The 22,675-nt window shown below is 58.8% G+C and carries 25 protein-coding genes and 2 tRNA genes; 11 read left to right on the top strand and 16 right to left on the bottom strand.

Going from position 1 to position 22,675, the window contains the following annotated elements; translation table 11 throughout:
* Window positions 1–75 precede the first annotated feature (75 nt).
* Window positions 76–1,011, bottom strand: coding sequence for a D-alanyl-D-alanine endopeptidase (gene pbpG, locus BLS87_RS15210; RefSeq protein ID WP_074753312.1), 936 nt, complete (start codon window positions 1,009–1,011; stop codon window positions 76–78).
* A 281-nt stretch (window positions 1,012–1,292) separates the two neighbouring features.
* Here pbpG and BLS87_RS15205 point away from each other — a divergent pair, with 281 nt between their 5' ends.
* The gene (locus BLS87_RS15205) at window positions 1,293–1,853 is read left to right on the top strand and encodes a DUF5336 domain-containing protein (RefSeq protein ID WP_074753311.1); all 561 of its coding nucleotides are present in this window, start codon (window positions 1,293–1,295) and stop codon (window positions 1,851–1,853) included.
* 102 nt (window positions 1,854–1,955) lie between these two features.
* Here the strand turns inward: BLS87_RS15205 and BLS87_RS15200 are convergent, their stop codons facing one another.
* From BLS87_RS15200 to BLS87_RS15190, 3 genes are all read right to left on the bottom strand, one after another.
* Window positions 1,956–2,138, bottom strand: coding sequence for a hypothetical protein (locus tag BLS87_RS15200; RefSeq protein ID WP_074753310.1), 183 nt, complete (start codon window positions 2,136–2,138; stop codon window positions 1,956–1,958).
* Between the two features lie 207 nt (window positions 2,139–2,345).
* Window positions 2,346–2,540 carry a hypothetical protein gene (locus tag BLS87_RS15195; RefSeq protein ID WP_074753309.1) on the bottom strand — a complete coding sequence of 65 codons (195 nt, stop codon included), beginning with the start codon at window positions 2,538–2,540 and terminating at the stop codon, window positions 2,346–2,348.
* 309 nt (window positions 2,541–2,849) lie between these two features.
* Window positions 2,850–3,215: a hypothetical protein gene (locus BLS87_RS15190; RefSeq protein ID WP_074753308.1), complete on the bottom strand. Its 366-nt coding sequence runs from the start codon at window positions 3,213–3,215 to the stop codon at window positions 2,850–2,852.
* Window positions 3,216–3,438: 223 nt separating this feature from the next.
* Here BLS87_RS15190 and BLS87_RS15185 point away from each other — a divergent pair, with 223 nt between their 5' ends.
* The gene (locus tag BLS87_RS15185) at window positions 3,439–4,254 is read left to right on the top strand and encodes a shikimate 5-dehydrogenase (protein ID WP_074753307.1); all 816 of its coding nucleotides are present in this window, start codon (window positions 3,439–3,441) and stop codon (window positions 4,252–4,254) included.
* Window positions 4,255–4,283: 29 nt separating this feature from the next.
* On the opposite strand, the gene BLS87_RS15180 is transcribed toward BLS87_RS15185, so the two are convergent.
* Window positions 4,284–4,964, bottom strand: a complete 681-nt coding sequence (locus tag BLS87_RS15180; RefSeq protein WP_074753306.1) for a YceH family protein — start codon at window positions 4,962–4,964, stop codon at window positions 4,284–4,286.
* 119 nt (window positions 4,965–5,083) lie between these two features.
* Here BLS87_RS15180 and BLS87_RS15175 point away from each other — a divergent pair, with 119 nt between their 5' ends.
* Window positions 5,084–5,593: a DUF1993 domain-containing protein gene (locus BLS87_RS15175; protein ID WP_074753305.1), complete on the top strand. Its 510-nt coding sequence runs from the start codon at window positions 5,084–5,086 to the stop codon at window positions 5,591–5,593.
* 195 nt (window positions 5,594–5,788) lie between these two features.
* Window positions 5,789–6,946 carry an MFS transporter gene (locus BLS87_RS15170; RefSeq protein WP_074753304.1) on the top strand — a complete coding sequence of 386 codons (1,158 nt, stop codon included), beginning with the start codon at window positions 5,789–5,791 and terminating at the stop codon, window positions 6,944–6,946.
* 1 nt (window position 6,947) lies between these two features.
* Here the strand turns inward: BLS87_RS15170 and nhaR are convergent, their stop codons facing one another.
* Entirely contained in the window at window positions 6,948–7,844 is an 897-nt protein-coding gene (nhaR, locus tag BLS87_RS15165; RefSeq protein WP_074753303.1) for a transcriptional activator NhaR, read from the bottom strand.
* A 130-nt stretch (window positions 7,845–7,974) separates the two neighbouring features.
* Between nhaR and BLS87_RS15160 the strand changes: the two genes are divergently transcribed.
* A complete protein-coding gene (locus BLS87_RS15160) occupies window positions 7,975–8,739 on the top strand; it encodes a TerC family protein (RefSeq protein WP_074753302.1) in 765 nt (254 codons plus the stop codon).
* Between the two features lie 102 nt (window positions 8,740–8,841).
* Here the strand turns inward: BLS87_RS15160 and BLS87_RS34190 are convergent, their stop codons facing one another.
* On the bottom strand, window positions 8,842–9,018 hold the full coding sequence (locus BLS87_RS34190) for a hypothetical protein (protein ID WP_167362071.1): 177 nt from the start codon (window positions 9,016–9,018) through the stop codon (window positions 8,842–8,844).
* A gap of 218 nt (window positions 9,019–9,236) precedes the next feature.
* Between BLS87_RS34190 and BLS87_RS15155 the strand changes: the two genes are divergently transcribed.
* Complete coding sequence (locus tag BLS87_RS15155) at window positions 9,237–9,932, top strand: hypothetical protein (protein ID WP_074753301.1); 696 nt, start codon at window positions 9,237–9,239, stop codon at window positions 9,930–9,932.
* Window positions 9,933–9,962: 30 nt separating this feature from the next.
* On the opposite strand, the gene BLS87_RS15150 is transcribed toward BLS87_RS15155, so the two are convergent.
* Window positions 9,963–11,246 (bottom strand): NAD(P)/FAD-dependent oxidoreductase, encoded by a 1,284-nt coding sequence (locus tag BLS87_RS15150; RefSeq protein ID WP_074753300.1) that lies wholly within the window; start codon window positions 11,244–11,246, stop codon window positions 9,963–9,965.
* Window positions 11,247–11,450: 204 nt separating this feature from the next.
* On the opposite strand from BLS87_RS15150, the gene BLS87_RS15145 reads away from it, so the two are divergent.
* Window positions 11,451–11,527: transfer RNA gene (locus tag BLS87_RS15145), tRNA-Val, on the top strand.
* 90 nt (window positions 11,528–11,617) lie between these two features.
* Here the strand turns inward: BLS87_RS15145 and BLS87_RS15140 are convergent.
* The 4 genes from BLS87_RS15140 to BLS87_RS34935 form a co-directional block, all read right to left on the bottom strand.
* Complete coding sequence (locus BLS87_RS15140; RefSeq protein WP_244165842.1) at window positions 11,618–11,851, bottom strand: hypothetical protein; 234 nt, start codon at window positions 11,849–11,851, stop codon at window positions 11,618–11,620.
* A 163-nt stretch (window positions 11,852–12,014) separates the two neighbouring features.
* Window positions 12,015–12,362, bottom strand: a complete 348-nt coding sequence (locus tag BLS87_RS15135) for a hypothetical protein (protein ID WP_074753299.1) — start codon at window positions 12,360–12,362, stop codon at window positions 12,015–12,017.
* A gap of 99 nt (window positions 12,363–12,461) precedes the next feature.
* On the bottom strand, window positions 12,462–13,481 hold the full coding sequence (locus BLS87_RS15130; protein ID WP_143024389.1) for a hypothetical protein: 1,020 nt from the start codon (window positions 13,479–13,481) through the stop codon (window positions 12,462–12,464).
* The gene (locus tag BLS87_RS34935; RefSeq protein WP_279616215.1) at window positions 13,478–13,612 is read right to left on the bottom strand and encodes a hypothetical protein; all 135 of its coding nucleotides are present in this window, start codon (window positions 13,610–13,612) and stop codon (window positions 13,478–13,480) included. The genes BLS87_RS15130 and BLS87_RS34935 overlap by 4 nt, the downstream gene beginning before the upstream one ends.
* Before the next feature lie 102 nt (window positions 13,613–13,714).
* On the opposite strand from BLS87_RS34935, the gene BLS87_RS15125 reads away from it, so the two are divergent.
* The 3 genes from BLS87_RS15125 (at window position 13,715) to BLS87_RS15115 (ending at window position 15,018) form a co-directional block, all read left to right on the top strand.
* Window positions 13,715–13,791 (top strand) — tRNA-Val (locus BLS87_RS15125).
* A 243-nt stretch (window positions 13,792–14,034) separates the two neighbouring features.
* The gene (locus tag BLS87_RS15120) at window positions 14,035–14,592 is read left to right on the top strand and encodes a DUF4174 domain-containing protein (protein WP_074753298.1); all 558 of its coding nucleotides are present in this window, start codon (window positions 14,035–14,037) and stop codon (window positions 14,590–14,592) included.
* 81 nt (window positions 14,593–14,673) lie between these two features.
* On the top strand, window positions 14,674–15,018 hold the full coding sequence (locus tag BLS87_RS15115) for a hypothetical protein (RefSeq protein ID WP_074753297.1): 345 nt from the start codon (window positions 14,674–14,676) through the stop codon (window positions 15,016–15,018).
* Between the two features lie 166 nt (window positions 15,019–15,184).
* Here the strand turns inward: BLS87_RS15115 and BLS87_RS15110 are convergent, their stop codons facing one another.
* Both BLS87_RS15110 and dacB read right to left on the bottom strand, forming a co-directional pair.
* Window positions 15,185–15,817 carry a DUF5666 domain-containing protein gene (locus BLS87_RS15110; protein WP_074753296.1) on the bottom strand — a complete coding sequence of 211 codons (633 nt, stop codon included), beginning with the start codon at window positions 15,815–15,817 and terminating at the stop codon, window positions 15,185–15,187.
* 263 nt (window positions 15,818–16,080) lie between these two features.
* Entirely contained in the window at window positions 16,081–17,547 is a 1,467-nt protein-coding gene (gene dacB, locus BLS87_RS15105) for a D-alanyl-D-alanine carboxypeptidase/D-alanyl-D-alanine endopeptidase (protein ID WP_074753295.1), read from the bottom strand.
* A 321-nt stretch (window positions 17,548–17,868) separates the two neighbouring features.
* Here dacB and BLS87_RS15100 point away from each other — a divergent pair, with 321 nt between their 5' ends.
* Window positions 17,869–18,213, top strand: a complete 345-nt coding sequence (locus BLS87_RS15100) for a YggL family protein (RefSeq protein ID WP_074753294.1) — start codon at window positions 17,869–17,871, stop codon at window positions 18,211–18,213.
* A 58-nt stretch (window positions 18,214–18,271) separates the two neighbouring features.
* Here BLS87_RS15100 and BLS87_RS15095 read toward each other — a convergent pair whose 3' ends face one another.
* Window positions 18,272–21,928: a transporter substrate-binding domain-containing protein gene (locus tag BLS87_RS15095; protein ID WP_074753293.1), complete on the bottom strand. Its 3,657-nt coding sequence runs from the start codon at window positions 21,926–21,928 to the stop codon at window positions 18,272–18,274.
* 8 nt (window positions 21,929–21,936) lie between these two features.
* The gene (locus BLS87_RS15090; RefSeq protein ID WP_074753292.1) at window positions 21,937–22,563 is read right to left on the bottom strand and encodes a response regulator transcription factor; all 627 of its coding nucleotides are present in this window, start codon (window positions 22,561–22,563) and stop codon (window positions 21,937–21,939) included.
* Between the last annotated feature and the right edge of the window lie 112 nt (window positions 22,564–22,675).

The raw sequence follows: 22,675 nt of genomic DNA, 5'->3' as shown, positions 1-22,675 counted from the left end.
CTGTCCTTCTCGGCGTGGGAGTGTGTGCACGCCCCACCCTCAGGGTTTGAACCCTGAGGGTCACGGGTCAGCCGATCACTCGGATGCCTGAAGCCCTTTCTGCTTCATCATCAGGTTCTTTTCCTTCTTGTACTGCAGCGCGACTTCTGGCGCAGGGCCGCTCTTGCCGGTTTCCATCCACAAACGCATGCGGCTGGCGTCGGCGAAGTGGGTGAACTTGCCGAAGGCATCGAGAATCACCACCGACACCTGACGGTTCGCCATGCTGGTCAGCAGCACCAGGCAATGCCCCGCCTGATTGGTGAAGCCGGTTTTGGTCAGCTTGATGTCCCAGTTGGATTTGCGGACCAGATGGTCGGTGTTGCTGAAGCCCAGGCTGTAGGTCGGCTTGCGGAACGTCACGGTTTTTTCCGGGGTCGTGCTCAGCTCGCTCAGCATCGGGTAGCTGCGTGCCGCCAGGGCCAGCTTGGTCAGATCACGCGCGGTCGACACGTTGAACACCGACAGGCCGGTCGGCTCCATATAAACGGTGTGGGTCATGCCCAGCGCCTTGGCCTTGGCGTTCATCGCCTTGATGAACGCCGGATAGCCGCCCGGATAACTGTGGGCGAGGCTCGCCGCGGCACGGTTCTCCGAAGACATCAGGGTGATCAGCAGCATGTCGTGGCGGTTGAGTTCGCTGCCCAGTTTGACCCGGGAAAACACGCCTTTCATTTCAGCGGTCTGCGAGATGTCGACCTTGATCATCTCGTCCATTGGCAGCTTGGCGTCCAGGGTGACCATGGCGGTCATCAGCTTGGTCACCGAGGCAATCGGCACGATCACGTCCGGATTGCTCGAATACAGCACCTGACCGGTTTTCAGGTCGGTGATCATCGCGCTGCCGGACGCCAGATGAAGATTGGCAGGATCACGGTTGAAAGCAGCGGGTTCGTTCGCAAGGGCACCGGTGGGAAGTGCGGAGCCTGTAAGTGCAAATAATAGGCCGATAAGGGATGCGCGAATTTTCAAGAGCAAAGCTCACTTATTAGGGTAACGACGTGGACGGCCGCACTTTAATCAAGCGCGACAACAAGATCGGCGCATTTTAGGAGCAAGTTTCTAAATATGTCGATGGGGTGCGCTGGACGTTTAAGTAATAAAAGCAGGTTGTATGGCATTCGTTCAGGTTAAGGATCCAAAAAGCCTGTATTTAAACGGGTTGCTTCGATATTCATGGCACTGCAGCCGGTCACCGATTAGCATTCCACGCCATCGATGCTCATCACTCAATCTGACCTAGGAGTTGCGCAATGCCCAAAGGGTTTATCAGCAAGGATTACGCCGCGTTGGTGTTCATCGCGGCGATCGTTGCGGTGCTCTTGCTTGTCACAGGCCTGTTTGTAAGACCTTCCGATTGGGCAGGCTGGATTCAGGCGATCGGTTTGATCGTCGGGCTGATGATGGCGGTGGCCGTGCCGGCAATTCAACGTCGTCAGGAGCTGGCGGCTCGGCAAAAACAGGTACGGGACCGGGAAACCGGGTACGCGCGGCGCATGCAGTACCTGTGCGGCGAACTCAATGAGCTGCTGGCGAAAATCACGGTCAATCTCGTTCACCTGCGCGCAACAGACCGGCATCGCCTGCAGCGTACGCTGGAGGATTACCTGCACCGTCTGTTTGAATCGCACAAGCTGGACCAGAACGACGACCGCGTGGTCATTGCCCACGAGCTGAGGCTGGTGGCCAACGAGATGATCGAAGAGCTGGAAAGCGGCCGTTCCGACCGCATAGTGCTGGGTGCCCTGGAAAAACGCCTGCAGAAGTTGGCCCACCGATGCCAGGTCAATGCCACTCAGGCCGAGCGAATCTGATAAGCGCGTCAAATTCAGGGCAAAAAAAAGCCCGCGTCAGGGGATGCGGGCTAAAGGGAAGTGCGGAGCAACGCACGATTTCAGGGAAGAGCGAATTCGGTTTCAGCTGTTGAGCGTTCGGGTCGCCATCTGCTGCGACAGCGCCTGGGCGGCTGGCAAGGACAGGAGTGGACCACTGACGGGCTCGCCGTTCTGCATCAGGTACCAGCAGGCCAGCATACCGCGCTCACGAAGCTGTGCGGGGACTGCGCTACCAACTACCGACATGATTTGAACCTTGGTCATAAGTGCCTCCATCAATCTATGGGGCTACTTTACGGCGCGGTGACAACGAGCAGAAATCACTGCTCTCGATAGTCGTCATTGATGAGCCAGAGGTCAGTTCTTCGGCAGGAAGATGCGTAAAGGCGTGAGACGCGTCACACGGTTGCGTGGCGCTGACTTCAGAAAAGCCTGGACTGCCGATTAGCGCAACGGGGGCGCTTCACCCGGTCAGTCAACGACTTGATCCAGCATGGCGATCACTTCGGACTCGGACAGCAGGCCTTTCTCGACCAGATTCTGCGTCAACAACGACACAAATTTAGCGGTACGGTGGCCTTCCAGACTCTTGAGTTCGGTGAGGGCGTTGTAGACCTTGCTCGAAGTGCAGAGTCCTGTGGCGCGATGCGGGTTTTGTGTCGGCATGGACATCCCTTCTTATTGATGGCTGACCCAACGGCAGCTTTAAGCACAACTTGCCGGAGTATGAACATGCCGATTGATCATCACTGTTCTGTTCGCGACCTGTTTTATCGCAGTGAGCACGTCGTCAGCTGTCCGCCAAATGAAAAAACCTTCATTTCGATCATGTTCAACCGTCGGGGTTTCAATACTCGAGATTCGAGCCCGCTTCAAAACATCACGCCCTGAAAACGATAACCCCGCCTGTTGAGCGGGGTCGTGTATTCAGCTACTGACAATCCGAGACCGGAAGTCGTTATCGCGGGGACGCTGTTACCAGCGACCGCCGCCATGGTAGTAACCGTGCGGCGGGCCGTAGTAGCGGGGTGGGCCATAGTAACGAGGGCCGTACACAACCGGGCGCTCAACTACGTAGGCTGGCTGGTAATAAACCGGCGGTGGCGGCGGCGCGTAATAAACAGGTGCGGGCGCTGCATATACAGGTGGGGGCGCCGCATAAACAGGGGCAGGGGTCGCATAAACAGGACCGGAGGCCACCGCTGCGCCAACCACGCCGCCGACGACTGCGCCAATGACTGCAGCCCCACCCCAGCCTGGGCCGCCGCCATGGGCTTCAGCCTGACCTGCGAGGGCGAGGGCACCTAACAACAAGGCAACCTTGGGGATGTGACGAATCATGACTAATCCTCGATCAGTCCCGTTGTCGCGAGCCTGCGTTACGCTCAGGCACTGCCACGGGATAACTACTCAGACAACGAATTCCGGGATATCTGCGAAGCCGTTGCGTAAATTTTGTGTAAGGTGTTTGATAACTTTAATGACAAATGCTGCGTTGACAGGCGCAAGCAACTGAATTCTACGCCTTTCTCAAGGCGTTACCTAATACCGTTCAGGAGATTTCATGTCCGTTACTGCAAGCAAGGAAACGCTGTTGTGTATGTCGCTCGCCGGCCGACCGGGCAACTTCGGCGTGCGCTTTCATAACCATCTGTATCAACAGTTGGGACTGAACTTCTATTACAAGGCCTTTGCACCCAGCGACCTGCCCGCCGCCATTGCCGGCATGCGTTCGTTGGGAATCCGTGGGTGCGGGGTTTCCATGCCCTTCAAGGAAGCGAGCATTGCCTTGGTCGACGAACTGGACCCGTCGGCCGCCGCCATCGACTCGATCAACACGATCGTCAATACCGGTGGCCATTTAAAGGCCTACAACACGGACTACCTTGCCGTCGCGCAACTCCTCGAGACCCATAACGTGCCCCGCACGCGCTTTGCATTGCGCGGCAGCGGCGGGATGGCCAAGGCGGTGGCATGCGCCATGCGCGATGCCGGGTTCAGCGACGGGCTGATCGTCGCCCGTAATGAACAGGCGGGCAGGGCGTTGGCGCAAACCTGCGGGTTTGAATGGCAAGCCGATCTGGGCAGTGAACGGCCGCCGCTGCTGGTCAATGTTACCCCGCTGGGGATGGCAGGGGATCAAGCTGACACGCTGGCGTTCGAGACGGCGGCCATTGAGGCGGCCGACACGGCTTTCGACGTCGTGGCGACCCCTGCACGCACGCCTTTCATTTGCCACGCCGAACAGTACGGCAAGCGCTTGATCACGGGCGATCAGGTGGCGGCCATTCAGGCGCTGGAACAATTCATCCTGTATACCGGCGTGACCCCGACACAGGAGCAGTATCAGGCGGCTGCGGCGTTTGCGCGGGGCGTCTGACCCCCGCTGCCTGAGCTGGGGTTGCGCGATCAACCTTCGAGTTTGGCCAAACGTTCTTCCAGCGCCGCAATTCTGGCTTCCAGTTCTTCCACCCTGTCCGCCAGCGCCGAGCCACCAACGCTTGAGCGCTCGGACGGGTTCTGGCGAGCGGCCAGAATGACCTCCATGTCGGCCGGATCCCCGATCGCGTGCATGTAACGGTCTTCGCGCTGCCCGGCCTGTTTCGGAATCAGGACCGCCAGGCCGCGCCCAATCAGGCGTTCCAGTTGATGAATGACCGCGTCGGTGTCCTCGAAATCATGCATGCGGTTGCTGCGGGTCAGCAGCTCGTTGACCGTCTGCGGGCCACGTAATAGCAGCAACCCGGTCAGGATGACCTGCGCGGGCACCAGCTCCAGCGTTTTGTCGACCCGGTGCTCCCACCGATCGGCGCGGCTGCCCATGACCAGGCGAGTCAACTGCAGGCTTTCCAGCGCGCGCAGGCTCTGGCCGACCTGACCGGGCGTGAGGTTCATCACCGGTTCGCGGCTGGTTTTCTGATTGCAGGCCAGCACCAGGGCGTTGAGCGTCAGCGGGTAGGTTTCGGGATTGGTCGCCTGCTTCTCGATAAGGCAACCCAGAATGCGTACTTCGGTGCTGTTCAGTTGCAGCGCGTCTGAACCTTCGGCGGTGTTCTCGGCGTTGTTCTCAAAATCCGGCTCGGTCGACATGGCCCTTTCCCTAAGCGTTAAAAAGGCTATGAGGGTAGGGGCTGGATGAGGTAAAAGACAAGCCGCGTTCGCATGCTCGGCATGCCCTTCAATGCGATTCTTCTTATCAGGAACTGCCCATGACTATTTCCCTGTACGCCGCTTCGATTCCTGTCTTCAAGCAAATGCTGACCGCGCTGGGCGCTGTCCTGGCCAAAGGTGAAGCCCACGCCACCGCCAAAAACATCCAACCAGACGCGCTGCTGCAAGCACGCCTGTTCCCGGACATGTTCCCGCTGGTTCGCCAGGTGCAGATTGCTGTCGATTTCGCCAAAGGTGCAGGCGCACGTCTGGCCGGCGTTGAAATGCCGAAGTATGACGACACCGAAACCACCTTTGCCGAACTGCAGGCGCTGCTGTCCAAAGTCCTGGCGTTTCTGGACACCATCACGCCTGATCAGGTCAACGGCAACGAAGAGCGCGAAATCGTTCTGCGTCCGGGCACCGACAAGGAAAAGCGTCTGAGCACCCAGAACTACCTGCTGCATTACTCGCTGCCGCAGTTCTTCTTCCACGTCACCACCACCTACGACCTGCTGCGCCACAACGGCGTTGAAGTCGGCAAACGTGATTACATGGGCACGTTCTGACCTGCTCTCCAGGCAGCGCGGACTGAACGTCTGAACTGCGCCGCCGTCTGAATCTGCTCAGGCGGCGTTTACGCTCATTGCTCTGGATTCGTCGGCCCGCTGCGCGCCGGTCTCTGATACCATCCGCGTTCCGCTTAATGTCACCCTGACCGACCTCTCTTCACTGACGGGTCGTTTTGTCGTTCTGGAGTTTTAATGTTTTTCCCCATCTATCTGTTGTCGGCAGCCGGTTTCACGGTGCTGACCACGGAGTTCGTCATTGTCGGTCTGTTGCCGGCCATCGCTCGCGATCTGGCCGTGACAATCCCTCAAGCCGGCCTGCTGGTCACCTTGTTCGCCTTCACCGTGGCCTGTTTCGGTCCTTTCCTGACGGCGTACTTCTCGCGCTTCGAGCGCAAGCGCCTGTTTATTTCGGTGCTGATCATGTTCGGTTTCGCCAATGCCGTGGCGGCGATGGCGCCGAACATCGGGGTGATGGCGATTGCCCGTTTGATACCGGCGCTCGGCCTGCCGGTGTTCTGGGCGCTCGCCAGCGAGACGGCGGTTGACATTGTCGGGCCGGACCACGCTGGACGCGCGATTGCCAAGATCGGCTTCGGCATCGTCTGCGCCACGGTGTTCGGCATTCCGGTCGGTACGCTGATTTCCGACGCGTTCGGCTGGCGCAGTGCATTTGCGATCCTGTCGGTCGTTGCCTTCGCCAAGGCGTTGCTGCTGTTCATCTACCTGCCGAAAAGCGTGCACAAGGATCAGGCATCCTTTCGCAGTCAGTTCCGGATCCTGCGCAGCCCGGTCATGCAGGGCCATGTCCTGCTGTCGGTGTTGGTCTTCAGCGGCATGTTTACGGCGTACACCTATCTGGCCGACATGCTTGAGCGTCTGGCCGGTTTCAACGGCACCGTCGTGGGCTGGTGCTTGATGGGCTTCGGTGCCGTCGGCTTGTTGGGCAACTCGCTGGGCGGACGTCTGGTGGATCGCCACCCGCTGATTGCCAGCCTGACGTTTTGCACCTTCATGATTGGCGGGATGGTCATGGTGGTGCCGAGCATGCATTCTTTGCCCGCGCTGGCCCTGGCCCTCGCGGTATGGGGCGTGACGCAGGCCGCCTTGTTCCTCGTCAGCCATGTGCGTTTGATGAAGGCGGCGCCACAGGCTCCGGCCTTTGCAGCTTCGCTGAACATTGCCGGGGCCAACTTGGGCATCGGCATTGGCGCGATCATCGGCGGTCGGGTCATCGATCACCTTGGCCTGGCCAGTCTGGGCTTCGCGGCTGCCGGGATCATTCTGTTGTCGATCCTGCTGGCGCTGCTGTTGATGGTCGCCAAGCCAGGCGCTGCGGCCTGCAGCGCCTGATTCAGTCGGTGAACAGCTGGCGTCGGGCGCCCTCGGTGATGGCCACGATGCCGGGGTGCTTGACCTTGCGCTCGACCGAGATCGCGTAAAACGACTCGGTCACGGCGTCGGTCTGACCAATCAGTTCGACGTCGTACTGCTCCATCACCTCATCGGCAATCACGCTCGGCGCAATGAAAATGCCGCTGCCGGACTTACCGAATGCCTTCATCAAGGCGCTGTCATCGAACTCGCCGACGATCTTCGGCTGCACATTCTGCTCGGCGAACCAGCGCATCAAGCGGCTGCGCACCACCGTCTGCTGACCGGGAATCAAGAGGGGCGCGCCCTGCATCCCATGGGGGAAATCCTGGCCATACGTCGCGGCCAGCGCTCGGGTCGCGAAGAAGCTGACGCCGCATTCCCCCAGCTTCTGGCTATAGCCTTTGATGTCCAGGTGCGACGGCATGGGGCTGTCGGATATCACCAGGTCCAGGCGCTGAATCGCCAGGTCCGCCAACAACCGCTCCAGCTGATCCTCGCGGCAGGTAATGCGTATCGGCTCGCTCAGCGCCATCGTAGGCGCGATCAGTCGATAGACGATTGACTTGGGCACGACATCAGCCACTCCCACGCGAAACAGGATCTGCTGCTCTTGCGGTTGCGCGCGCAGCAAGGCTTCGAGGTCGCCGCCCAGTTGAAACATTTGCTCGGCATAGGGAAGGGCGGTGCGACCGGTTTCAGTCAGCTCCAACTGACGCCCGACCCGCTTGAACAACTCCACACCGTAGGTCTGCTCCAGCAGACTGATTTGTCCGCTCACGGTCTGGGGCGTCAGGTTCAACTGCTCGCAGGCCCGCACGATGCTGCCGGTTTTGGCGACCACCCAGAAGTAATGCAGTTGTCGGTAATTGAGCATCTGTCGTCTCGGAACATTGCATACTTCGTAAAAGCCGAAGTATACGCCTAAAAAATACGAATTTTTCTGAAGTGTTTGTCCGTCTAAACTGCCGGCTTATCTCCTCCAACAGAACCTGGACAACCGGTATATGGAATATCTTCTGCAATTGGCGGCCAGCCCCACGGCCTGGGTAGCATTGGCGACCCTGGTGGTCATGGAAATCGTGCTGGGTATCGATAACCTGATCTTTATCTCGATCCTGACCAACAAGCTGCCTGTCCATCAGCGCACCAAGGCGCGTCGTATCGGTATCAGCATGGCGCTGATCCTGCGTCTGGGGTTGCTCACCACCGTGGCGTGGATCGTGCAGTTGACCGAGCCGGTGGTTGAAGTATTCGGCCAGATGTTCTCCTGGAAAGACATGATCCTGATCGCTGGTGGTCTGTTCCTGGTGTGGAAAGCGACCACCGAGATTCACCACAGCGTCGACATCAAGAGCGAAGAAGAGAAGGCGGTGTCCAAGGCCGTCGTTATGGGCATGGCCGCTGCGATCGGTCAGATCCTGATGCTGGACCTGGTGTTCTCCATCGACAGTATCGTCACCGCGGTGGGCATGACCGAACACCTGCCCATCATGATCATCGCCGTGATTTCCGCCGTGATCGTGATGCTGGTGGCCTCGGAGCCATTGGCGAAGTTCATCAACGACAACCCGACCGTGGTCATGCTGGCGCTGGGCTTCCTGATCATGATCGGCATGACGCTGATCGCCGAAGGTTTTGGCGCCCATGTACCTAAAGGCTATGTGTACACCGCCATGGCGTTCTCGGCCTTGATCGAGGGCCTGAACATGTTGGTTCGACGCGCCAGACAGAGGCGCCTCGAAGCCGAGGCTCAGGCAGAGAAAGCCTGACGGCAGGCTGAAATGAAAAACGGTCGGGGATGAAGTTCATCACCGACCGTTTTTTTTTGACTGCGTTTTGAAGGGTTAATCTTGAAAGGTTAAGCACTCGCGTCAATGCGCGGCGGCATGACGGTGTTTGTGCTCTACAACCTGTGCCATCTTTGCTGCATCGGCACTCCGATAGTGCGGATGGTGGCGGCGGGAAATCCGCAGCACACCCCATAGCATGGCCGCGGCAACCGCCAGCCAGCCAACGATCAACATCACAAGGGTCATTCCGAGGCTCATAGGTTCCTCCGGCGTCTTCGCTTTTCGTCTCTTAGTAACCGACAGTCTAGTACGCCGGTTGTTGCTGAAAATTGACCGATGGTATGAATTGCATGACTGATTTGTTCTATCGGCGCGTGCTGACTGCGTATTGAGGCTATACCCGGGGCGTCGGCGGCTCTATGATCGGCTTCCAGGCCGGGTCGTGGGTTGCCCGGCACCTGACAAGTGAGTGAAGCATGTTTCGATCGGATGTCCCTGGAACCAAACGGAAGTGGATGGCGCTGGGCATGGTATTGGCCTTGGCCGGTTGCGCGGATCCCCATGCCTATGAACCGGGCGTTCCGGCGCAATACAAGCGCCTGCCAGACCGTGTCGAGCTCAACTCGGTGCCGTTCTTTCGCGGCAAGGCTTATCAAAGCGGGCCCTTCGCACTGGCCAGCATGTTGAGCGTGCAGGGTGTGCAGACCACGCCGGGTTTGCTTGAGAAGCCGCTGAAGCTGCCAGGCGCTGAAGAAAAGCTTGATCAGAGCATGGCGAACCTGGCGCGTGAATACGGTTTCGTCGTCTACCCGGTCGATCATCAGTTTCCCGACCTTTTGGCTCAAGTCTCTGCGGGTTACCCGGTGCTGCTTCGATTCTCCGAAGGCTCGATGTGGTGGAAAGACCAACGTTACGGTGTGTTGGTGGGCTTCAACCAGAACAAGCGCACCGTGTTGATCTATACCGGGCTCGGTCGCCTGACCGTGAGTTTCGAAGCGTTCACCTCGGACTGGGACAACGCGGGCAATTGGGCCGTGCTGGTGCAGAGCCCTCGTCAGCTTCCGGTCCCGGTCGACCGCGAGCGCTGGCTCAAGGCTGCCAATGATCTGGCTCAGGCCGGGCAAGAGCAGGCCGCGGGCGAAGCGGTCAAGACGCTTAATAGCGCGCATTGATGCTGCGCGTTATCGTTTCTGCTTCTTGAATCAGAACCCAAGCTTATCGCGCAGGCTGTAATACCACGCACCCAAGGCGGTCAGCGGAGTACGCAACATCTGTCCGCCCGGGAACGGGTAGTGAGGCAGGCCGGCGAACGCATCGAAACGCTCGGCCTGTCCGCGCAATGCCTCGGCCAGCACCTTGCCTGCCAGGTGCGTGTACGTCACGCCGTGGCCGCTGCACCCTTGTGAATAATAGATGTTGTCGCCCAGGCGACCGACCTGCGGCAGGCGGGACAAGGTCAAAAGGAAATTGCCTGTCCAGGCGTAATCGATCTTCACATCCTTCAATTGCGGAAACGCCTTGAGCATCTTCGGTCGAATGATCGCTTCGATGTTCGCCGGGTCCCGTGCCCCGTAGACCACACCGCCGCCGAAGATCAGGCGCTTGTCACCTGAGAGTCGGTAGTAGTCGAGCAGGTAATTGCAGTCTTCCACGCAGTAGTCCTGCGGCAGGAGTGTGCTCGCCAGTTCTTCGCTCAGTGGCTCGGTAGTGATGACCTGCGTGCCGCATGGCATCGATTTCGCGGCCAGTTCCGGCACCAGGTTGCCCAGATAGGCGTTGCCGGCAACGATGATGAACTTCGCGCGAACCTTGCCTTGCTCCGTGTAGATCACCGGATTGGCGCCGCGCTCGATGCGAATCGCCGCCGACTGCTCGTAAATCGTACCGCCCAGAGATTCCACAGCGGCGGCTTCGCCCAGCGCCAGGTTCAGCGGGTGGATATGGCCGCCGCTCATGTCGAGCATGCCGCCAATGTATTGGTCGCAGGCCACCACTTCACGAATGCGACGCTGGTCCATCAATTCCAGCTGGGTATGGCCATAGCGCTCCCAGAGCTTTTTCTGTGACTCCAGATGGCCCATCTGCTTGTCAGTGATCGCCGCAAATACGCCACCGTCCTTCAAGTCGCATTGAATTCGATACTGGGCGACGCGCTCGCGGATAATGCGACCGCCTTCGAAAGCCATCATGCCCATCAGCTGCGCTTGCCTGGGTCCGACGGTGCGCTCGATCACATCGATATCGCGGCTGTAACTGTTGACGATCTGGCCACCATTTCGGCCGGACGCCCCGAAGCCGACCTTTGCTGCCTCAAGCACCGTGACCTTGAAACCGTTCTCCAGCAGAAAGAGCGCGCTCGACAGACCGGTGTAACCGGCACCGATGACGCACACATCCGTATCCACTTCACCTTGCAATACCGGTCGGGCAGGGGCGGGGTTGGCGGAGGCAGCGTAGTACGACTGCGGGTATGCGGTGTTGGTCATCCTGAAGGCCCCTGTCTAATATATTTTACGAATGCGCCGATCCTACCTGAGATAAAAAGCCGCCACCAGCGGGCGGGAGGATAAAGTGTCCTAAATATGTGCCACTTGATCGGGAGTCAGATTAAAAAATCAGAAATTTCATGGGTTTACTAAAACGGCACTGTTGACAGTCTGTTGAATATCCGTAGAATGCCGCCCCACAGCAGGCACGTAGCTCAGTTGGTTAGAGCACCACCTTGACATGGTGGGGGTCGTTGGTTCGAGTCCAATCGCGCCTACCAGACAAAATCCGCTCTGCTGGGCGGTAATAAAAAGGGCGACCCGAAAGGGCCGCCCTTTTTGCATTTCGACTCACATTGAGCGATGCGAAATCAGTCTGCCTTGCTGCGCGTGATTCGCCCGGCTTTGATCTCGTCGACGTACGCGCGCAGTCGGTCGGCATCCTTGTATTGTTGATTCATGAGGTGGAGCACGGCCACGACGTCAACGTCTTTAACACGTTCAGCCAAACGACTGATCTCGCCCGCCGTGCTTTCCAGATTCGCGGCAATTGCGTTCAGGTCACGCTTGAGTTCCAGCGCGGATTTCTTTATTCCCACGGTCATCTTCCTCAAAACCGAAAGGGCAGAGCGAACACCGTATCCGCCTTGCTCCTTTTATTAACAGCGCTTTGTAACAGGCCCGTGATGATACGCGACCTGTCGACGGTTTTGAGGTTCACATCCAGGCAAGGTCAGCGTCTGGCCATATGCGCCTAAGCCTTTCGGTCTAGCCTCCTGCACCGCCGGCGCTGGAGGCGCCACCTGCTGAGCCTTTCGATCCGCTGCCTGCGGCGCCGCCTCCCGTGGTGTCACCACCGGGCAGGTCGGCATCATTGCTGCCGCCGGTACCGTTGCTCATTGCGCCGGTGTTCATGCCGCGACGAATGCCGGTAGCCGGGTCGCCTTTGTCCATGTCGGTTCCTTGCCTTTGAATATCGTTGCCCTGGGTCCTTGGGTCGACGCCGGTTTGCGAGGGCGGAGGCCCCATGTCGGGTGACGTGGAGCCAGCCATGGCCGCCAGCGAAGTGAGAGTGAGGGTGCAACCCAGCGCGAATGCCGCAAATGATTTGTTCATCAGGTGATCTCCATGTCTTCGGTCCTAACTGCACATTGGGCCGTCGGACTTCAAACATAGTGCCATCACGGCGACCAGCGGCAGTCGCGCTCAGTGGTTTTACGGGGTGTTCAGGCTGTCCAGCGGTGACGGCAACAAGGGCGCGTCGCCCAGACTGCCTTCAATCTGACCTGCTACGTAATAAACACCGGCCAGCACGCCAAACTCCGGATTGTCGATCAGGCTGCGTTTCTTCTCGTTGAGCGCCGCATAAAGGCTGTTGCGCAGCTGCTCTTCCATTTCGGCCCGCTCATTCTGGTGGGTGATAGCGCCGAAACCCGCCATGCCGACTGAGATCATCAGGCCAGCAACCCGACCCACTGCGGCAGCAATGGCACTGGCCGCTCCGCGCGGGGCGAGGCTGGCTTCCAGCTTCTCGCTGGAGTGGATCGCTACCGAAGAAATGCCGGCATCACGCCGCCCCGCATCGGGTCCGTTGGCTGCTTTATAAACCTGGTCAATGAGCGCGACGAAGGCGGGCATCTTCGCCAGCGGCTCGGCATGGGTCAGTTGATACAGTGTTGCGTTGCTGGTCGCAGGTGGCGCCAGTGTGATGGCGGGAATTCCGTTCAAATGGGCGTCGAACTGCTCGTTCGGAATGTTGTAGCGCTGGGCAATGGAAGGCAGTTGCTGACCCAGCAGCTGGATGTAGTAGGCCGTTGCCTGAGCGGTGACCGCATCGGGATCGATCTGCTCGGACACCGGGTCCAGCACGCGCTCGTGGTATTGCTCCTGTAAGTAGCCGTCCAGACGTTGCGCGGGTGTCTGTTCACCTTTCTGGCTGCTGACTTTGTACCAGCTGACTTTGACGGTCAGCCACTGCTGGGTCCAGTAACCGGTGAACCAGGGGATGAAGTCGGACTCGGTACGCTGATAGACGCTGTCCATCCAGCTGTCCATGGTTTGCGTGGCGTAGCGGCGGGCCGGCGCGGTGGCAGTCTTCGATGCGGCCAGTATTTCCTGGTCGACCTGATGCCACGTTTGGGGCGAAATCTGCACGACTGCGGGCGCGGTTTTCTGGGCGGACGTGCAGCCTGTCAGGATCACCAGCAGCGTAACGATCAGGGTGCGCACGTTCACGATGGCAATCCCTTGAATGTGGCGAGGGCGATGGATCCTTCGACGTCGATCAGCGCGTCGCCCTGCGGTTTTTTCAGTATAGGAGGCGAAAAGTGCGGGGCGCCGGACGCACCGTTGACGTTGTCTGCCATTGCGGGCGTCGGTAGCTGCAAAAAATTCGCATATTCATAGGGTTAGTGTGAAAAAAAGACGTTGACAGCTATCTGAATATCCGTAGAATGCCGACCCACAGCAGGCACGTAGCTCAGTTGGTTAGAGCACCACCTTGACATGGTGGGGGTCGTTGGTTCGAGTCCAATCGCGCCTACCAAACAAAATCCGCTCTGCTGGGCGGTCCGAAAAAGGGCGAATCGAAAGATTCGCCCTTTTTTGTTGTTCACGATTTTCTCCCCATGGCAATCGCTCACCTTCAACCGTGCTGGTCCTCTCACGGCTTTCCTGCGGTTTTTTACCGCCAGCGCTTCAGAAAAAAATCCTGATTTTTCAACCAATCGCCTGGACCTTTTGCCACGATGCGCGATCATCAGTGCATGGATATCGAAAGGAGGTGCGTATGTTAAGTCGGTCACTGACCCTCGCCATTCTGTTTGCCGTGTCCAGCCCGTTGCTGGCGGCAGACAGTGATACCCCGCTGGGACAAGAGCGGGGCAGGTCCCGTCCGTTGATCATCATTGCCTCGAGTTCGGTGGATCCGACGTTGGTGAGTCTCAAGAAGAGTCTTGATGAGCCGGCCAACAAGGAGGCCTTTGCCAAGCGCAGCATGGTGCTCTACACGATCGTCAACATGATCGGCCAGCGTAACGGCAAGGACATGGATGCGCAGTCGACCATGGCGTTGATACGTGATCTGAAACTCGGCGCGCGGCCGGGTGATCAAGCGCAGGTGCTTCTGGTCGGCAAGGACGGAGAAATCAAGATCGACCGTAAAGGCAGCATCGATCCCAAGGAAATCTTCAGCACCATTGACCAGATGCCGATGGCCGAGAAGGAAGCCGCCGCGGCAGCGCCGGTCGCGCCAGCTGCCGAACCTAAATCGACAGCGCAGGGTGGCAAGCCCGGTAAGGGAGGGAAGGCGGCTCCGGCTGCGCCAGCCGCGCAACCTGACGATTGATTGGCTGTAATCAACCCACCCGTCGGCGCGGCGCTTGGCCTTTGCTGCTAATATCGCTCCTTTTTTATCGAAAGGACTGTCATGAAACACTGGGCGGGAGCAGTAGCGCTGGCAATGCTGGCGGGTTGCATGAGCTTGAATCACACGCGCTCGGCGGGTCCGGCACAGGTGTACACCAGCCAGAAGCCGGCTGCGGCGGTCGCTGAGTGCATTAAAGTGACCTGGGCCAACGTGCAACTGTTCGGTGATGTCGCCGACGTGTTCATGGATAAAGGCAATTCTGGCGAATTCACCGTCTACACCACCGAAGGCGAGTACTTCGCTGACGTGATAGGCAAAGGGGCGTCAACCACCATCAATTTCTATGGCAAGGCGGGCGCCAAGGCCGTCGACCAGCGCGGTGCCGTGTTGGCGACCTGCCTGTAACGGGTCATCCGGACGCAGCAGAAGGGCGTTCATTCGCGGGGTTGGGGGCGGGGATGCTTGCGTATCGCCTCACCGTATTTGCCGCGAATGATTTCCCCCTCAAGCTCATTGGCAAGCCGTCGTTCCTTCTGCTGATTGCTTATGCTGATTGCTTACGTCGGCTTCCTCACATCGGCGGTGTCACGCCATTCTCTCCCGCAGAAATCGACACAGCGTTCAACGCACCGTCATCGGTTTTCTGTGCCTGCAACACCACCTTCACGCCAGGCTTGAGCAGGCTTCGGTCGGCGGGTACCAAGTTGACGATGGGCACGTCATCGGGGATGACGATCTTCTTTTGACCGCCTTTGTAATTCACCGTGATGGTGCGACCGTTACTCGTCACCAGATCCCCCACCGAGCCGTTGGTCATGGTGCTGTCCTTGCCCAGATCGAATGCCCGGTGGCCATCGCCAGTACCGGCCATTTCCGGCGGGAACACATGAACCTCGAGTGCCTTGAGCGTGCCATCTGCCTGTGGAACTGCCGCTGAGCCAATGTAGCTGCCGGGTTTGATCTCGGACACTTGGGCGAGGGTCACGCCACGTACCTGGGTCTCCTTGGTCAAGTTGATCTGCAGGTCCTCACCCCGGTTGCTATGCACCTTCAGCAGGTCACCTTCGACGGCGGTAATCGCGCCGCGTACCCGGGTCGGCTTGGCGTCTTCGGCTTGGGAAGGTGTGGCGATCATCAGCGCCGACACCAGCAGGCTTGAAACCAGCAAGGTGTCACGCAGTCGTTTGCCAGTGGATGTTTTCATGAATGTCACAGTCCTGTGTGGGTTGACGAGCGCCGAGCTTAGCGCTGCTCGCGACAGGCGTGGATGACATCCTTGTCAGAAACGTCGGATTGCGTCTGCCCGGTGCCGAATGACATGGCCTGAGCGGCAGGTCTTGGGATGATCGTATCTGCTGGACGTGCGCAAGCAGGTCCTCGGTCCTCTGAGGGTGGGCGGGCGCTGACCGCTGGCAGGAGACGTCGTGCGCGCTGTGTTGAACGGCAGCGCGCACGAGGCTTGAAAGGTTACTGCTGCAACGAGATGGCGGTATTGGCCAGTTTTGGCTGATTGAACATGCTCACCAATACTTCATCGAGCACCGACGACGCGCCCCATGGACGTGGGTCGTTAAGGATGGCGACGACGACCCAGGTGTTGCCGTTGCTGTCGCGGCTGAAGCCCGCGATCGCACGGACCGTATTCAAGGTGCCGGTCTTGATGTGCGCTTCGCCGCGCAAGGCGGTCCGTTTCAGGCGCTTGCGCATGGTGCCGTCCATGCCTGCCAGCGGCAGCGAACTCATGAACTCTGCCTGATACGGGCTGTTCCACGCGGCCTGAAGCATCTGTGCCATCTCACGGGCGCTGACGCGTTCAGCGCGGGAAAGCCCCGATCCGTTTTCCATGACCAGATGCGGCGCAGTAATGCCTTTCTTTGCCAGCCACTGACGAATCACGCGCTGTGCGGCCTTTGCGTCATCGCCGTCGGCTTCATTGCGGAACTCCGACCCCAGGCTCAGGAACAACTGCTGGGCCATGGTGTTGTTACTGAATTTGTTGATGTCGCGAATGATCTCGGCCAGGTCTGGCGAGTAGGCTTTGGCCAGCAACTTTGCGCCGCCAGGCACGACGTCCAGACGGTCCTTGCCGAGGATCGTGCCGCCCAGTTCTTGCCAGATGGCGCGAACGGCACCTGCGGTGTAGGTCGGATGATCGAGCAGCGACAGATACGTCTGCGAGTTGCAACCGTCGCCCAGCTGGCCGGAAACCGTAACCGTGATACCGCCATCGGCTTCCGGAACCGGGTTGTACAGCACATCGCCCGTGCACTTGTTCGAGGACAGCGCCTTGACCTGATTATTGATGTGGATCGCGGCAATCGGCGGCTCCACCGACACCAGAATCTTGCCGCCGTCGTTGCGAGTCACGAAGCGCAGGGCCTTGAGGTTGACCATCAACGAGTCCGGGCGAACCAGGAACGGCTTGTTCTTGTCATTGCCGTCGTCATCGAACACCGGCAATTGCGGCTGAATGAAGTGGCTACGGTCCAGGACCAGGTCCCCCGTGATCTGCTGCACACCGTTGGCGCGCAGATCTCGCATCAACAGCCAGAGCTTCTCCATGTTCAGCTTCGGATCGCCACCTCCCTTGAGGTAGAGGTTGCCGCGCAACACGCCGTTGCTCAGGGTGCCATCGGTGTAGAACTCGGTTTTCCATTGATGGGTCGGGCCGAGCATTTCCAGCGCGGCGTACGTGGTCACCAGCTTCATGGTCGAAGCAGGGTTGACCGAAACGTCGGCGTTGAAGACGGTCGGAGTGCCAGGCCCTGTGACAGGCAGCATGACCAGCGAAAGGGCGTTGTTATCGAGTTTGCTTGCCTTGATGGCTTCCTGGACCTTGGGAGGCAGGGCAGTATTAATCGGGGCAGCAGAAACGGAGATTGAAATCGGCAGAAGCAGGGTGGCAAAAAACAGCGGACGCAAAGACTTGATCATTCAATAAAACCCTACTGCGTAAAGAGGGGAACATAGGAGGGGATGGATTCCCTCGTGACGTAAAAAAGGTAGCCGAAAAATAGTGTCTCCCCTAAGCGGCTGAAACATGGCGACCTGATAAAGCGGCATTATGCCCCAAGCTTTCGTGACTTGCGCCGGGGTAGGGCCGTCAAACCGGGCTATTTTTTCAAATGCCACCGGATTGTCACGTTAAAACGCGATTTTCTGTGCTGCGTCGTCGCCTGATGGCGCGGGTTTCGGGCTTTTGTGCGGCCAAGCTGGTAGAGTGCCGCCCGATATTTTACTTTTGAGGATGTTTCCATGGCGACTAACCGTTCCCGCCGTCTGCGCAAAAAACTCTGCGTGGATGAATTCCAGGAGCTGGGTTTTGAACTGAACCTGGATTTCAAGGAAAACCTGGGCGACGAGGAGATCGAAGCGTTCCTCGACGCCTTCCTGGAAGAAGCGATGGATGCCAACGGTCTGGATTACGTCGGTGGCGATGACTACGGTCTGGTCTGCCTCGCGAACCGTGGTTCGGTTACCGAAGAGCAACGCGCAACCGTTGAGAGCTGGTTGAAGGCTCGTGAAGAGTTGACCAAGGTTGAAGTCAGCCCGCTGCTGGACGCCTGGTACCCGGAAAAGCAAATCAACAAGCCTGCCTGATCGCAGTCAAGTGGGCAAAAAGGGAAGCAGGCGACGAGCCTGCTTCCCTTTTTTATGTTTACCCTTCTGTAAAACCCTGGCGTGCGGGCTGCCGGTGCTTCAACAGGCCGAGTTCGAGCGCGGCCATTGCCTTCACCAACGCTTCGGTATGGGCCGAAAGGGTCGACCCTGAAGCGGCGGCGTCACACGCCTCCTCGAGTCGTTCGCACAGATCGATGACAGTGCGGGCGCTGATGATCCGGGCCGCACCTTTGATCTTGTGCGCGACGTCCTTGATCGCTTCGGTGCTGCCTCGCGCGCTCACTTCGCACAATTCTTCGACATCGTCCCGACTGCTGGTGATCAGTTGGCTGATCAGGTGCTGAATCATCTCGGGGCGATTACCGGTCAATGCCACGATGCTTGCCATGTCGAACGCCGCAACGTCTGCCGTCTGGTTCTGGTTGGCTGGCCTGGCGGCGACTCGGGACAGTCGGTCGTTGAGCGCGGTCAGACTGATCGGTTTGAAGAGGCAGTCGTCCATTCCCGCATCACGGCAACGCTGTTTCTCCTCTGGCTGCGCGTTGGCGGTGAAACCGAGCACGGTGCATGGCGCCTGTGCATGCCCCCGTTCATGGGTGCGTATGGCCCGGGTCAGGTCGTAACCATTCATCACCGGCATGTTGCAGTCGACGATCACCAGATCGAACGGGCGGGCCAGCCACCGCTCCAGGCCTTGAGCGCCTTGTTCGGCGACGTCGCAGCGATGGCCCAGAAAGCCCAGCTGCTGGCACAGCAGCAGGCGATTGGCCGGATGATCGTCGACCACCAAAATGTCCAGTGTCGCGCAGGCGCGCTCGTCGTCCTCCCGCACGGGCGCCAGATTTGCGACCGGGTCGAGTGAGGTCAGTTCGAACATCATTTGAACCTGTGTGCCCTGGCCTGGCTGGCTGTGGAGGGCCAGTGTGCCGCCCATCATTTCGCACAGGCTGCGGCAAATGACGAGCCCGAGCCCTGCGCCTGTCCGGGCGAGGTGACCGCTGTTGTCGGCTTGTGCAAAAGGGGCAAAGAGGCGCAACTGGTCGTCTTCGGTGATGCCGATACCGCTGTCCTGAATGATCACTTCAAGACGGATCTGTTGTTCGTGGGAAGAGTCTTCGACCTGCAGGCTGATGCGGACCTGGCCCTCCTGGGTGAACTTGATGGCGTTGCTGATCAGGTTGGAGAGAATCTGTTTGAACCGCAGGGGATCGATCAGTACGTCGACGTTGATTCGGCTGTCCAGATCCAGTTGCAGCGTCAGGCTCTTCTGACGCGCGAGGCCATCGAACACCCTGACCACCGACTCCACGAGCTGGCGCAGGTTGGCACGCTCGGGGCTCAAGGTCAGGCGCCCGGATTCGATACGGGCGATGTCGAGAATGTCGCCGATCAGTTCCAGCAGATCCTTGGCCGAACTGTAGGCGACCTCGATGGCGGGGCGATCGAGTTGACCTTGATCCGCCCGTTTGAGCGCGAGCTCCAGCATCCCGATGACTGCGTTCATCGGCGTGCGTATCTCATGGCTCATGGTGGCGAGAAAGGTGCTTTTGGCGCGGTTGGCGTCATCGGCTTGCTGTTTGGCGGTCTGCAATTCCTCGATCAACTGACGTCGCTCACTGATGTCTATCCAGCCGCCGATGATGCCCTGGACTTTACCGAGCGAATCGCGAAAAGGCAGGATCCAGTGATAGATGGTCAACGACCGGTCGCCGATGTGCAGTGATCGATCAAGGATCAGTGGCGTGTCCTGCTCCATGACGGTCTGGTAGTCCGCCACATACTGTTGTGCTTCCTGGACATCGCTCAGCACGCCTTCCAGGATGGTCATGCCGATCACCTCTTCGCGCTTGGCGGAGAACGCCGTCAGGTAGCTTTCGTTGCACATCTGCAGCAGGCCGTTGCGGTCCCGTACGTATATGGGGTGCGGCGTGCCGTTGACCAATGCGCTCATGAACTCGAACTGGTCGCTCAAGGCGCGTTCGGCGCGTTCGCGTTGTTTGATCTGGCGGCGCATCCACGCATTCCAGGCAAGCGACCCAAACAGCAGCAGGCTGGCGCCGGCGACGATCTGATAGACCAGTAGCTGGTAGTCCTGCCATCCACCGCGGCCAGGTGGAATGTAGGTCCGCCAACGGTTGTTGATCACCGCAAGGTCTTCGGGTGCGATGCTTGATAGCGCCTTGTCGATAATGGCGCTGAGTTCCGTGGCATTGCGGGAGGTCGCCATGGCGATGCGGGCGGGCTCCTGGCCAACGGTGACGCGCATCTGCAAGGCATCGTGAAGGGCGCGCGAGGACAGGAAATAACTGGCGCTGAACAGCGAGGTGATGGTGCCTTCCACGCGGCCATGAGCGAGCATGTCCAGTGCCTGTGCGGGGTTGTCGACCTCCACGGGATAAATGCCCGGGTATGCCTGCTGCAGGTACGGCAGGATCGGGCTGCCCAGGGTCAAGGCGATGCGTTTGCCGTCCAGTTGATCAAGGTTGGCGGGGCTGGATGTTTCCTTGCGGGTCACCAGCACGAACGGGTTGTCCATGTAAGGGCGACTGAAGTTGAAGCGATTTTCACGTTCGTCGCTCGGGACCATCGCACCGATCAGATCGGCCTGCCCCTGACTGAGCCGGTTCATCATGTCGTTCATGCTGGGCGCATGGGTGACCTCGAATCGCAATCCGGTCCTGAGTCTGATCAGGTCGAGCAGGTCGGCTGTCACGCCGCGAAAATTACCGCTGGCGTCAAAGAAGGTGAGCGGGGCGTAGGCATCGTTGATCACCACCCGGATCGTCGGGTGCTGGGCGATCCAGCGCTCTTCACGCTGGGTCAGCTGTAACTTCTGATCGGTCAGCATCAGGTCGCTGCCAGCGCCCCAGCGCTTGGAAATCGCGATGCGCTCCTCGATGGGAATGCCCTTGAGGATCAGGTTCACGATCTCCAGCAACGCGGTGTTACCGGTGCGCACCGCGAAGCTGAAACCATTGGCTTCGTGCTTGCCGAAATTGGCCATCTGCACGTTATTGAGGTAACCCTTGTTGATGACGTAATGCGTGGAAATGGCGTCGCCCAGGAAGACATCTGCCTGATTGAAGGCCACGGCATTGATCGCGCTCTGAAACGAGGGAAAGGTCTGCAGGCGCGCTTTGGGGTACAGCGCTGCAATCTCTTCGGGGGGCAGGTAGTGATAGGCCATGCTCAGGCGCAGGGCGTTGAGGCCCTCGGTCAACGGGCGGCTTTCGCCGACACGCGTCACCAGTACCGGTTGGTCGACCGCATAGGGTAATGACAACGTGATATTTTGCGCGGCCGCTTCGTAGCCGTTGGCGCTGCCGAGCAGATCGATCTCGCCGTTCGACAGCGCCTGGATGGCGAGGTCGCGGGATCCATAGCGCAGCACCCGGACTGGCAGATCCAGTGCGCGACCGAGGATGCCGACGTAATCTGCCGTGAAGCCTTCGTAGTCGTGACCGGTGAGGGTCATGTCGAAAGGGGGGTAGTCAGGCGCCGAGGTGCCTAGAACCAATTCGCGTTTGTTACGTACCCACTGCCATTGGGTTCGGTCCAGCGTCACGTCCATGTGCGCGGGGTTGGAGCGACTCAGCAGGGTATAGCGTTCGGCAGCAACGGATTGAGCCTGGGGCGTGATGCTCAGGCAAACAAGTACGGCCGCTATCCAATAGTCCTTTATCCCCTTCGACATCCTGTTTCTCACACTAGCGCGTTACGTTTTGCCATCTCGATAAGTTCTACCAGAGTTTTGGCTTTGAGTTTTTGCATCAGACGGGTTTTGTATGTACTCACGGTCTTGTTGCTGAGAAACATGCCCTTGGCGATTTCCTTGTTTGTCCGGCCCTGGGCAAATAACTGCAAGACCATGAGTTCGCGGTCATTGACCAGCTTGAAACGTTCGAGTTCGTTAGGGTCACCGATTTGTGTGGTGGCAGTGGCGAGCGCCTGGCTCGGGAAATAATTGTAGCCGGAAAGTACGGCTTTCACCGAACTGACAAGTTCTGTGAGGTCTTCCTGCTTGCAGACATATCCCGCCGCGCCCGATTGCATGCAGCGTATTGCGAACAGGCTGGGCGCTTGCGCCGTCAGCACAAGAATCTTTGCCGGAAGGTTCATCGCATTGAAGCGCGACAGCACTTCCAGGCCATCGAGTTTGGGGATGCTGATATCGAGAATGATGAGGTCTGGCATGCATTCGCGCACCATCTGCATGGCGTCCACGCCATTATCGGTCTCGCCGACAATCTCGTAATTTTCGTTTTCCAGCAGCATTCGGATGGCCATGCGAATGACCGGGTGATCGTCAATGATAAAAACTGAGTTCATGATTCAATCCATAACAAGCAGCGAAGAATGCACGCACCATATCCCAGATGTTGGAAGGCGCACATGAAGAGAACAGGCCTGCAACGGTATATGGGAAAGATCCTACAAAAAT

This window comes from Pseudomonas abietaniphila, assembly GCF_900100795.1.
Lineage (GTDB): Bacteria > Pseudomonadota > Gammaproteobacteria > Pseudomonadales > Pseudomonadaceae > Aquipseudomonas > Aquipseudomonas abietaniphila.
This window is presented reverse-complemented; position numbering and strand designations above follow the sequence as displayed.

Coding starts and splice junctions, on each gene's coding strand:
- BLS87_RS15150 (WP_074753300.1), bottom strand. CDS start 11,246: ATGACCAACACCGCATACCCGCAGTCGTACTACGCTGCCTCCGCCAAC.
- dacB (WP_074753295.1), bottom strand. CDS start 17,547: ATGATCAAGTCTTTGCGTCCGCTGTTTTTTGCCACCCTGCTTCTGCCG.
- BLS87_RS15095 (WP_074753293.1), bottom strand. CDS start 21,928: ATGTCGAAGGGGATAAAGGACTATTGGATAGCGGCCGTACTTGTTTGC.
- BLS87_RS15090 (WP_074753292.1), bottom strand. CDS start 22,563: ATGAACTCAGTTTTTATCATTGACGATCACCCGGTCATTCGCATGGCC.
- BLS87_RS15160 (WP_074753302.1), top strand. CDS start 7,975: ATGGAATATCTTCTGCAATTGGCGGCCAGCCCCACGGCCTGGGTAGCA.
- BLS87_RS15100 (WP_074753294.1), top strand. CDS start 17,869: ATGGCGACTAACCGTTCCCGCCGTCTGCGCAAAAAACTCTGCGTGGAT.
- BLS87_RS15120 (WP_074753298.1), top strand. CDS start 14,035: ATGTTAAGTCGGTCACTGACCCTCGCCATTCTGTTTGCCGTGTCCAGC.
- BLS87_RS15110 (WP_074753296.1), bottom strand. CDS start 15,817: ATGAAAACATCCACTGGCAAACGACTGCGTGACACCTTGCTGGTTTCA.
- nhaR (WP_074753303.1), bottom strand. CDS start 7,844: ATGCTCAATTACCGACAACTGCATTACTTCTGGGTGGTCGCCAAAACC.
- BLS87_RS15115 (WP_074753297.1), top strand. CDS start 14,674: ATGAAACACTGGGCGGGAGCAGTAGCGCTGGCAATGCTGGCGGGTTGC.
- BLS87_RS15170 (WP_074753304.1), top strand. CDS start 5,789: ATGTTTTTCCCCATCTATCTGTTGTCGGCAGCCGGTTTCACGGTGCTG.
- BLS87_RS34935 (WP_279616215.1), bottom strand. CDS start 13,612: ATGGCAGACAACGTCAACGGTGCGTCCGGCGCCCCGCACTTTTCGCCT.
- BLS87_RS15205 (WP_074753311.1), top strand. CDS start 1,293: ATGCCCAAAGGGTTTATCAGCAAGGATTACGCCGCGTTGGTGTTCATC.
- BLS87_RS34190 (WP_167362071.1), bottom strand. CDS start 9,018: ATGAGCCTCGGAATGACCCTTGTGATGTTGATCGTTGGCTGGCTGGCG.
- BLS87_RS15140 (WP_244165842.1), bottom strand. CDS start 11,851: ATGACCGTGGGAATAAAGAAATCCGCGCTGGAACTCAAGCGTGACCTG.
- BLS87_RS15155 (WP_074753301.1), top strand. CDS start 9,237: ATGTTTCGATCGGATGTCCCTGGAACCAAACGGAAGTGGATGGCGCTG.
- BLS87_RS15185 (WP_074753307.1), top strand. CDS start 3,439: ATGTCCGTTACTGCAAGCAAGGAAACGCTGTTGTGTATGTCGCTCGCC.
- BLS87_RS15195 (WP_074753309.1), bottom strand. CDS start 2,540: ATGCCGACACAAAACCCGCATCGCGCCACAGGACTCTGCACTTCGAGC.
- BLS87_RS15175 (WP_074753305.1), top strand. CDS start 5,084: ATGACTATTTCCCTGTACGCCGCTTCGATTCCTGTCTTCAAGCAAATG.
- BLS87_RS15135 (WP_074753299.1), bottom strand. CDS start 12,362: ATGAACAAATCATTTGCGGCATTCGCGCTGGGTTGCACCCTCACTCTC.
- BLS87_RS15180 (WP_074753306.1), bottom strand. CDS start 4,964: ATGTCGACCGAGCCGGATTTTGAGAACAACGCCGAGAACACCGCCGAA.
- BLS87_RS15190 (WP_074753308.1), bottom strand. CDS start 3,215: ATGATTCGTCACATCCCCAAGGTTGCCTTGTTGTTAGGTGCCCTCGCC.
- BLS87_RS15200 (WP_074753310.1), bottom strand. CDS start 2,138: ATGACCAAGGTTCAAATCATGTCGGTAGTTGGTAGCGCAGTCCCCGCA.